The sequence below is a fragment of the Aeromonas popoffii genome (genome assembly GCF_000820025.1).
GTDB lineage: Bacteria > Pseudomonadota > Gammaproteobacteria > Enterobacterales > Aeromonadaceae > Aeromonas > Aeromonas popoffii.
In genome coordinates, this window is the sequence record NZ_CDBI01000073.1 from 1 (window position 1) to 6,515 (window position 6,515).

Sequence of the window (6,515 nt, forward strand, 5' to 3'; positions counted from 1 at the left end):
CTCTAGCCCCAATCCCCCGCGCATCCCCATGGGTAAACTTGGGGGCATGGGTCACCAGGGAGATCTGCTTGGCCCGTCTGGCGGCATCGTCGAGCCACTCCCCCTTGGTGAGCCACTTGTCCGGCTTGGCCTCCTGCCTTGCCGAGATATAGTCATCAATGACCGATGACAGACTTGTTTCACTCATAGCGTCCCTCGTTATTCTTCTTTAATTCCCGATAAATCCCGAATAGCGGGTCATATTGCCAAGGCCTGGAACTCTGCTCGTTTAGTGGAAGACGGATCTCGGTAAAGGTGCGCGATAGCCTGGCAGCATCCCACTCCAGCTGCGCCCCCAAGGCGGCCAGCAGAGGCTCTGGCTCGTTATCCAACCAGGGGGCGACCCGCTCGGCGGGCGTAAATGTCTGGCGCTCGAAACAGCTTGCCTCCACCAGCTCAGGCTCACCGCGATCTTCGAGCCGGTGAAAGCGCAGGAGCTCATCATCATTCGCCTGATAGAGCACAATGCTCTCGTCGGGGCGCGACTCCCGAAAGCGGGTTTGCCGTTGCATCTCACCAGCCCAGTCCAGTTGATGTTGCCACCAAGAGACGGCGGAGGGAGGCTGATGTCCCTGAGCAAACAAGGAGGTGGCAAGATGTGCGTGCTCCAGCTCAACCAGATTTGTGTAAGGCCCCCTAGCAGGGCTAGGTGGCATCTGGATCGCGGGTGCAGCCCCTATCACCTCGTACTGCTCTTTTCGCAAACTCTGCACCATATCGTGGTTGGCAAGCTGAAACTCGCTCGACTCAAACCCCGGCTGACAATAGGCTGGTGTGACCCCTCGCAACGCCTTGGCGTTGCGATTGAGGATCAAGAGGTTTGGATGATCTGGCACCCTCTTGCGGTGACGCTGGATGCGACCGGCCAACTGAATAAGAGATCGCATCGAACTCGGTTCGGCAATGGCCCAGTCATAGTCGTGATCCCGCCCCACTTCGGCGACCGGCGAGGCAAAAACGACAAACAGATGGTGCTTTTCGGGCTGCGCCAGCGCCTGCGACACCTCGGACCTCAGCCAAAATGCATCGCAGTCATAGCGGGTTAGCAGGGCATCGAGGCACTTCTCCATCTCGGATCGCACCAGCAGCGGGTGGTGGCTGTGGTAGATGCAAAAGTGAATGCGGGTGTCGGGCGGCGGGGCCTGGCTTAGTACCTGCCGGGCGATAGCGACCAGCGGATCGATATTAGCCATACGTACCAGGCCGACCGAACAACACTTGCCTGAGGCGTGGCGCTCATGATGCTCACTGTGTAGCTGGAGCATGCCCTCACGAACCGCGCTCGCCATGGCTTGCACCACCTCATCGCTACTTTTTCCACTTGCACTCACAGGCCATATTGCTCCCCGGCGCAGGGCTGGTTGCTCGGCCAGCCTGCTCAGACGCGCAGTCACAAACGCCTGGTGATGACTCTTGAAAGCACCCTGTTCAGCCAAATCCTGCTGGGCCACCCCAAACTCATCAAACCAGGCACAGCAGATGGGAGGCATGGGCCCTGGCTCGCCACAGCCCTTGTGAAAGTAGGCTCGTCCGGCTTGATAGGCGGCAAATAAGGCATTCAACAAGGCGGGCTGCAGAGTGGCCGATGAGAGCAGCACCCGACTACCCAGCATCCCCGCCCAATTGACCAGGCGACAGAGGGCAGGCAGATCGGACAGCCCGAAGTCATCGGGTTCATCAAGCACCAGATCCGAGGTGAGCAGACGCAGCATGGGGGCAATCTGCTTGCCGCCACGAGTTCCTTCGGTCGCCGGGATCAGGTGATCGATGGTGCTCACCAGTACAGGGGCGCTGACCAATTGATGCAAAGCAGGAGATTGTTTGAGCCAGCGACGTAGTGGGCCGTCATCGAGGGCTCCGTCGTAACGCACATGCATATTGGTATCAAGCAGCGACTCTGCCGATTCGGAGCCACTCTTAGGCTCGGAAAGTGCCTTTCGGGTTCGAAGCTCATGGAGCTGCTGCACTGCCGCAGAACCTATCAGCACGGCCAGATCATCAGAATCGAGCGACAATCGAGCTCTCAAGGCATCGCCGGTTTGCAACGTCAGGGTGCGAAGGCCCAATGCGACGCTAAAGCGGCAGCCTAGCTTTTCATCGGCCAGCCCATACATGATGCGGGCATTGGCAAAGGTTTTTCCGCAGCCGGTTGAAGCCATATTGACCCCAAAGAACCCCTGCTGCCGGGAGCGGTGAACCAACATTCTGGCCAAATCAAATGCCTTGTCCTGCCAGCGAAATGCACTCTGTTGGCTGCGCTGTTTAAAGCCTTTGTGGCGAGTGATTGCGGGTAGATAAGGCCGCAGTTTCGGCAGACTCTTGGCGAGCAGATAAGCGTTATGGCCCACGCCGATATTGTGCTCATCAAGCGACTGCTTGAGCCTGCCCGTTACGCGATCGGTATTGGCATAGGCCCGATAATCCCTGTCTTGCCACTTCTCGGTTACATCACCTGAGGAGTAGGCATGGTCTGCCAACATCAGGCACAGACGAGCCAAATGAGCAGTGAAACGATCGGATAGCCAATCCCCGTCTTGCCAGAGTGAATGACACTGTAGCGCTCGCTGCGCCAGACTGTTGGCTTTGCTGCACCAGGTTTGACTGGCGAGAGGAGTACCGTGAGGGAAGACCCAAACACGTTGCCATGCCTCCTTATCCCATTCTGGAGCGCGGCATTGGGGGGAGTTCCAGCTGGCATCAAAGCGCCCTGAATCTACCGTTAACCGTTCCAGAGGAGGCGCGCCGACGGCTTGCTCATGTTTGGCGTCAAACTGCGGCAAACGATGGTGCGAGACGATAAGCCAGCCGATGATGCGAGCGATCGGCGGCAAGGCTTCGAACGGGTTTACTCTGGTTGGATGTGCCTTGCTTTCGGTCAGCTTACCAAGACCTGCCAATGCCTCCTTTTCATCATTTGGGTTCAAGTTAGAGAGCGCTGTTAGCCACTGCAGGTCGCCCCGACCATCGACGAAAGCTTCAAAGATGCGCAGCGAGACCCACTCATGGCGCAGTGGCTCGCTCAGCTCACGGCGCTTGCCCGTGAGCTTGTCCTGAAAGAGCCGGTTGGCTTTGCCCAGATCGTGAAAAAGGCCTGCGATCGCTGCCAACAACGCCATGGCTTCACCAGAGTGCCAGAGATTCTCATCCTGGCTGCGCAGGATATTGCGCCCGGTACTGTTGGTCGGCACCGAGCCCTGTTCATTGAAGCGGCGGACATTGCCAACGATCCAGCAAAGCTCTGGCCCCGCGCCTTTGAGCCAGTGGCAGGATACGGCGGTGTTACGACGGGCCGTTTTACGTAGCAGTTTGCGTAAAGTGTCGAGGCCATTCTGGGTGATCGTCGTCGCCCAGGTTCTCTCACCTTTGCGTTCGGCAAACTGATCCAGGATGCGCCTTGTTTCATCCAAGGCTCGTTTACTGCACTGGGAGACCAACAGAACGTTCATCGCCCCACCTCACTCAGGTCGGCGGCTACCGACTGCAAGGTCTCAATCATCAGATCCAATGCACAGTGCTGATTAAAGCTGCCGATGATCCGCTGGCGAAATTCTTGCTCTTCTTCCCCGGCCATGGCGGCGATAAAAGCCTGGGGCAAGATGAGCGCATCCTTGATCAGATCCGCCACATCAAACACCAACCCACCGCGACGGGTCTTGCCATGAAGTACAGAGAGACCATGGGGCAAGCCGATAACCCAACAAGCGGTTGCGGCCAGGCCATAGGCGAGATAGTTACCGTGATCGAGAAAACGGTTGGCCATGTCGATGCCACTACCATGCTTGGCACGGGTAAACTCGCCATAACACACGGCATTGCCCGCCAACTTGTAGAGCATCTTGGTCAAGCTGGCCTCTTGTGCCAGCACATCGGTAGTGCTTTGACAGTGAGCAAGCTGGGCCTCGAAACGTAGCAAGGCACTGTCGAGAGCGGCCTCGTCGAGCGCAAATGTCCGCTCACGTTTCATGGCCGCCCCCAGCCATACCTTGCGAATCTGGGCGATACGCGCTTTCTGAAAGGCGATGGCCGCTTTTAGCCTTGCATCATCACAAAACCAGAAGCTAACCCACTGCTGCAGATATTCGGTTGGCCTGTACTCGCTTTGGGAGTTGAGCCAGCTCACGCTAACTTCAACCTCATTGGCGGCAAAAAGAGGTGTGCCACCGCCGCCACAAAAACCAACCAAGACACCAGCTTTCGCCAGCTCCCGCATAGCTGCTTGGGTGATAGATGTGCCCGCCCCCAACAAGATGCAGGTGGTATTTGCAATAGGGATGTTCCAATAGAGCGACTCTTTTCCCTCATCGGTAACATACTCGACCCGACCTCCATTAACTAAGACACGACAATATTCCAAGTAGTAAAGGTTGGCCCTTTTGGAGTGCAAAATCGTCTTCAGATCAGATGGGCGTAGCTCTTCCATATCCGCATATCTTCCTCTTGATAAGCTCTGGCTATTATTTCCCTCTCACTGGCTCATAGGCTGAGCTACTGACGTCTCCGCTTCATGTCTTTTTAATCCTGCCTGCATGACGGCGATGACACTCTGACGCAAATCGGATGGCGAAAGCACCTCGACCTCACCGCAAAAGCGCAGCAGGTCACGCACCAGCTCACGCTGGTCAGCATAAGGGAAGCTGAGGTGGATATAGCCGTCTTCCTTCAGGGTTTGGATCTGGTCTCGGTGCCACTGCACATCCTTAACCCAGGGAGCGGCGGAGGGGGAAAAACGTAGTTCGGCGCGCTTCAGTGCGCTACCGGCAAAGATGCCGTAACCATTGGCAAAGAGTGCATCGAGCTCGCTCACTTCCCTCTCGCAGGCAGCTTCATCCAGAGTCGCTGGTTCGGCGATGCGACTGAGAGCAAACAGACGCAAAGCTTTGCGACCGTGGCACCAAGCAAGCAGGTACCAATTGTCCCTATACCAACAAAGTCGCTGGGGTGATACCTGGCGAACTTTGGCCTCGTGCGAGGTTGCGCGATAGACGAAGTTCAGCTGGTGCCGGGTAAATAAGGCCTGCACTAGGGGTAGGAAGAGCTCTGGCGCCACATACTGGCGCCCTATGCTCTCGACACGCAGTCGCTCGGCCTGACTCTGCCACTGGGGGCCAAGCAGCTCGCCGATACGAACCAGCAGTTGAGCCATCCCCTGTTGCTGCAGGCCGGGTTGCACTTCCTGTAGCAGGCTATTGGCCATCAATAAGGCGAAAGCTTCTGACTCGGTAAGCCAAACCCCTGGCAAGGTGAAGCGACCATCAGCGGTATCGTAACGATAACCCCGAGCGGCGCGGTCCCAGATGATGGGAGCCTGATAACGATCACGCAATAGATCCAATAGCCGCTTGAAGGTACTCGATGAACACTCTAGCCGCTCTAGGATAAGGCATTGAGAGATGGGGCGGCGATAATCCAGCAGCAGTTGGTGTAGTTTCAGGGCGCGGTCGAGTTGTTCCATCTTGTCGATAACAGATTCAGCTTTAAGGCAAGGCTATCATGCCATCAAAAATAAAACTCCATCGGGTCTCACACTCGGTCTATGCGGTTAAACTGGGCAATGATCTAGATTGTTCACGTATATCCACGTCCATCACCCTGCCTTGAAAGGACGCAGAGTTCTGCGTCCTTTCAATATGTGCTCTGAACACCGGTAGATGATGTAACAGTTCAATTAACGTGAATAGATAGTGGCTGTACCGTAAATCGCAATGTAGATGTAGCCGTGACTGCCTAGGCTATCTGGATTTGACCCCATAGGTCCAGACACTTTTTCCCGCTTAGGGTTGTGATACCCGACTGCGCAGAAATTCCCGGGGTGAACGGTATCCCAAGGCGCTGTGCGGGTGGTGCTCGTTATAATGCTCAAACGGAGCCTGTAAATCCAATTGTGTAACCGCCCACGAATAAGTAACTTTTTCAAAAGGATACCTTCGTGGGTAAGCAAATGGACCAAGACAAACTCAAAGCACTCGCCGCTGAGCTGGCAAAAGACATCAAGTCTGAAAAAGATCTCGGCACACTCACCCAACAGCTGATCAAGCTCACCGTCGAGACCGCGCTCAATGCCGAGATGGACGAGCATCTGGGCTACGAGAAACACGCACCACAAGGCCGTGGGACCGGCAACAATCGCAATGGCTATTCCGCCAAGCGCCTAAAAGGACAGCACGGAGAGGTCACTATCCAGGCCCCTCGTGACCGTAACTCGTCCTTCGAACCTCAGTTCGTCCGCAAGGGCCAGTCACGCCTGACCCAGATGGACGACCAGATCCTCGCCCTCTACGCCAAGGGTTTGAGCACGCGGGATATCGTTGACGCGTTCAAAGAGATGTATGACGCCGACATCTCGGCGGGGCTGGTATCGAAGGTGACCGAACGCGTCATCGAGCAGGTCCACGAATGGCAAAACCGGCCGCTGGATCCGCTCTATCCCATCGTCTATCTGGACTGCATTGTGCTGAAGATCCGCGAGAACCAGCGGG

Annotated in this window: 4 protein-coding genes and 2 pseudogenes; 1 reads left to right on the plus strand and 5 read right to left on the minus strand. The window is 56.3% G+C overall.

Going from position 1 to position 6,515, the window contains the following annotated elements; translation table 11 throughout:
- The 5 genes and pseudogenes from BN1129_RS24015 to BN1129_RS24605 form a co-directional block, all read right to left on the minus strand.
- On the minus strand, nucleotides 1–187 hold a 187-nt coding region (locus BN1129_RS24015; protein WP_042037601.1), incomplete at its 3' end, for a type I-F CRISPR-associated protein Csy1.
- Complete coding sequence (gene cas3f, locus BN1129_RS15275; RefSeq protein ID WP_042037602.1) at nucleotides 180–3,485, minus strand: type I-F CRISPR-associated helicase Cas3f; 3,306 nt, start codon at nucleotides 3,483–3,485, stop codon at nucleotides 180–182. The genes cas3f and BN1129_RS24015, both read right to left, overlap by 8 nt.
- Nucleotides 3,482–4,459 (minus strand): type I-F CRISPR-associated endonuclease Cas1f, encoded by a 978-nt coding sequence (gene cas1f / locus BN1129_RS15280; protein ID WP_042037604.1) that lies wholly within the window; start codon nucleotides 4,457–4,459, stop codon nucleotides 3,482–3,484. Before cas1f ends, cas3f begins: the two co-directional genes overlap by 4 nt.
- A 45-nt stretch (nucleotides 4,460–4,504) precedes the next feature.
- Nucleotides 4,505–5,491: a helix-turn-helix transcriptional regulator gene (locus BN1129_RS15285; RefSeq protein ID WP_042037605.1), complete on the minus strand. Its 987-nt coding sequence runs from the start codon at nucleotides 5,489–5,491 to the stop codon at nucleotides 4,505–4,507.
- A 319-nt stretch (nucleotides 5,492–5,810) separates the two neighbouring features.
- Nucleotides 5,811–5,906 (minus strand): annotated as a pseudogene (locus BN1129_RS24605) (hypothetical protein); the annotation flags it as partial.
- 71 nt (nucleotides 5,907–5,977) lie between these two features.
- Here BN1129_RS24605 and BN1129_RS15290 point away from each other — a divergent pair.
- Nucleotides 5,978–6,515 (plus strand): annotated as a pseudogene (locus BN1129_RS15290) (IS256-like element ISAs3 family transposase); the annotation flags it as partial.

Bases quoted from the DNA above. Each gene is read 5' to 3' on its own strand.
- cas3f (WP_042037602.1), bottom strand. From the start codon at position 3,485: ATGAACGTTCTGTTGGTCTCCCAGTGCAGTAAACGAGCCTTGGATGAA.
- cas1f (WP_042037604.1), bottom strand. From the start codon at position 4,459: ATGGAAGAGCTACGCCCATCTGATCTGAAGACGATTTTGCACTCCAAA.
- BN1129_RS15285 (WP_042037605.1), bottom strand. From the start codon at position 5,491: ATGGAACAACTCGACCGCGCCCTGAAACTACACCAACTGCTGCTGGAT.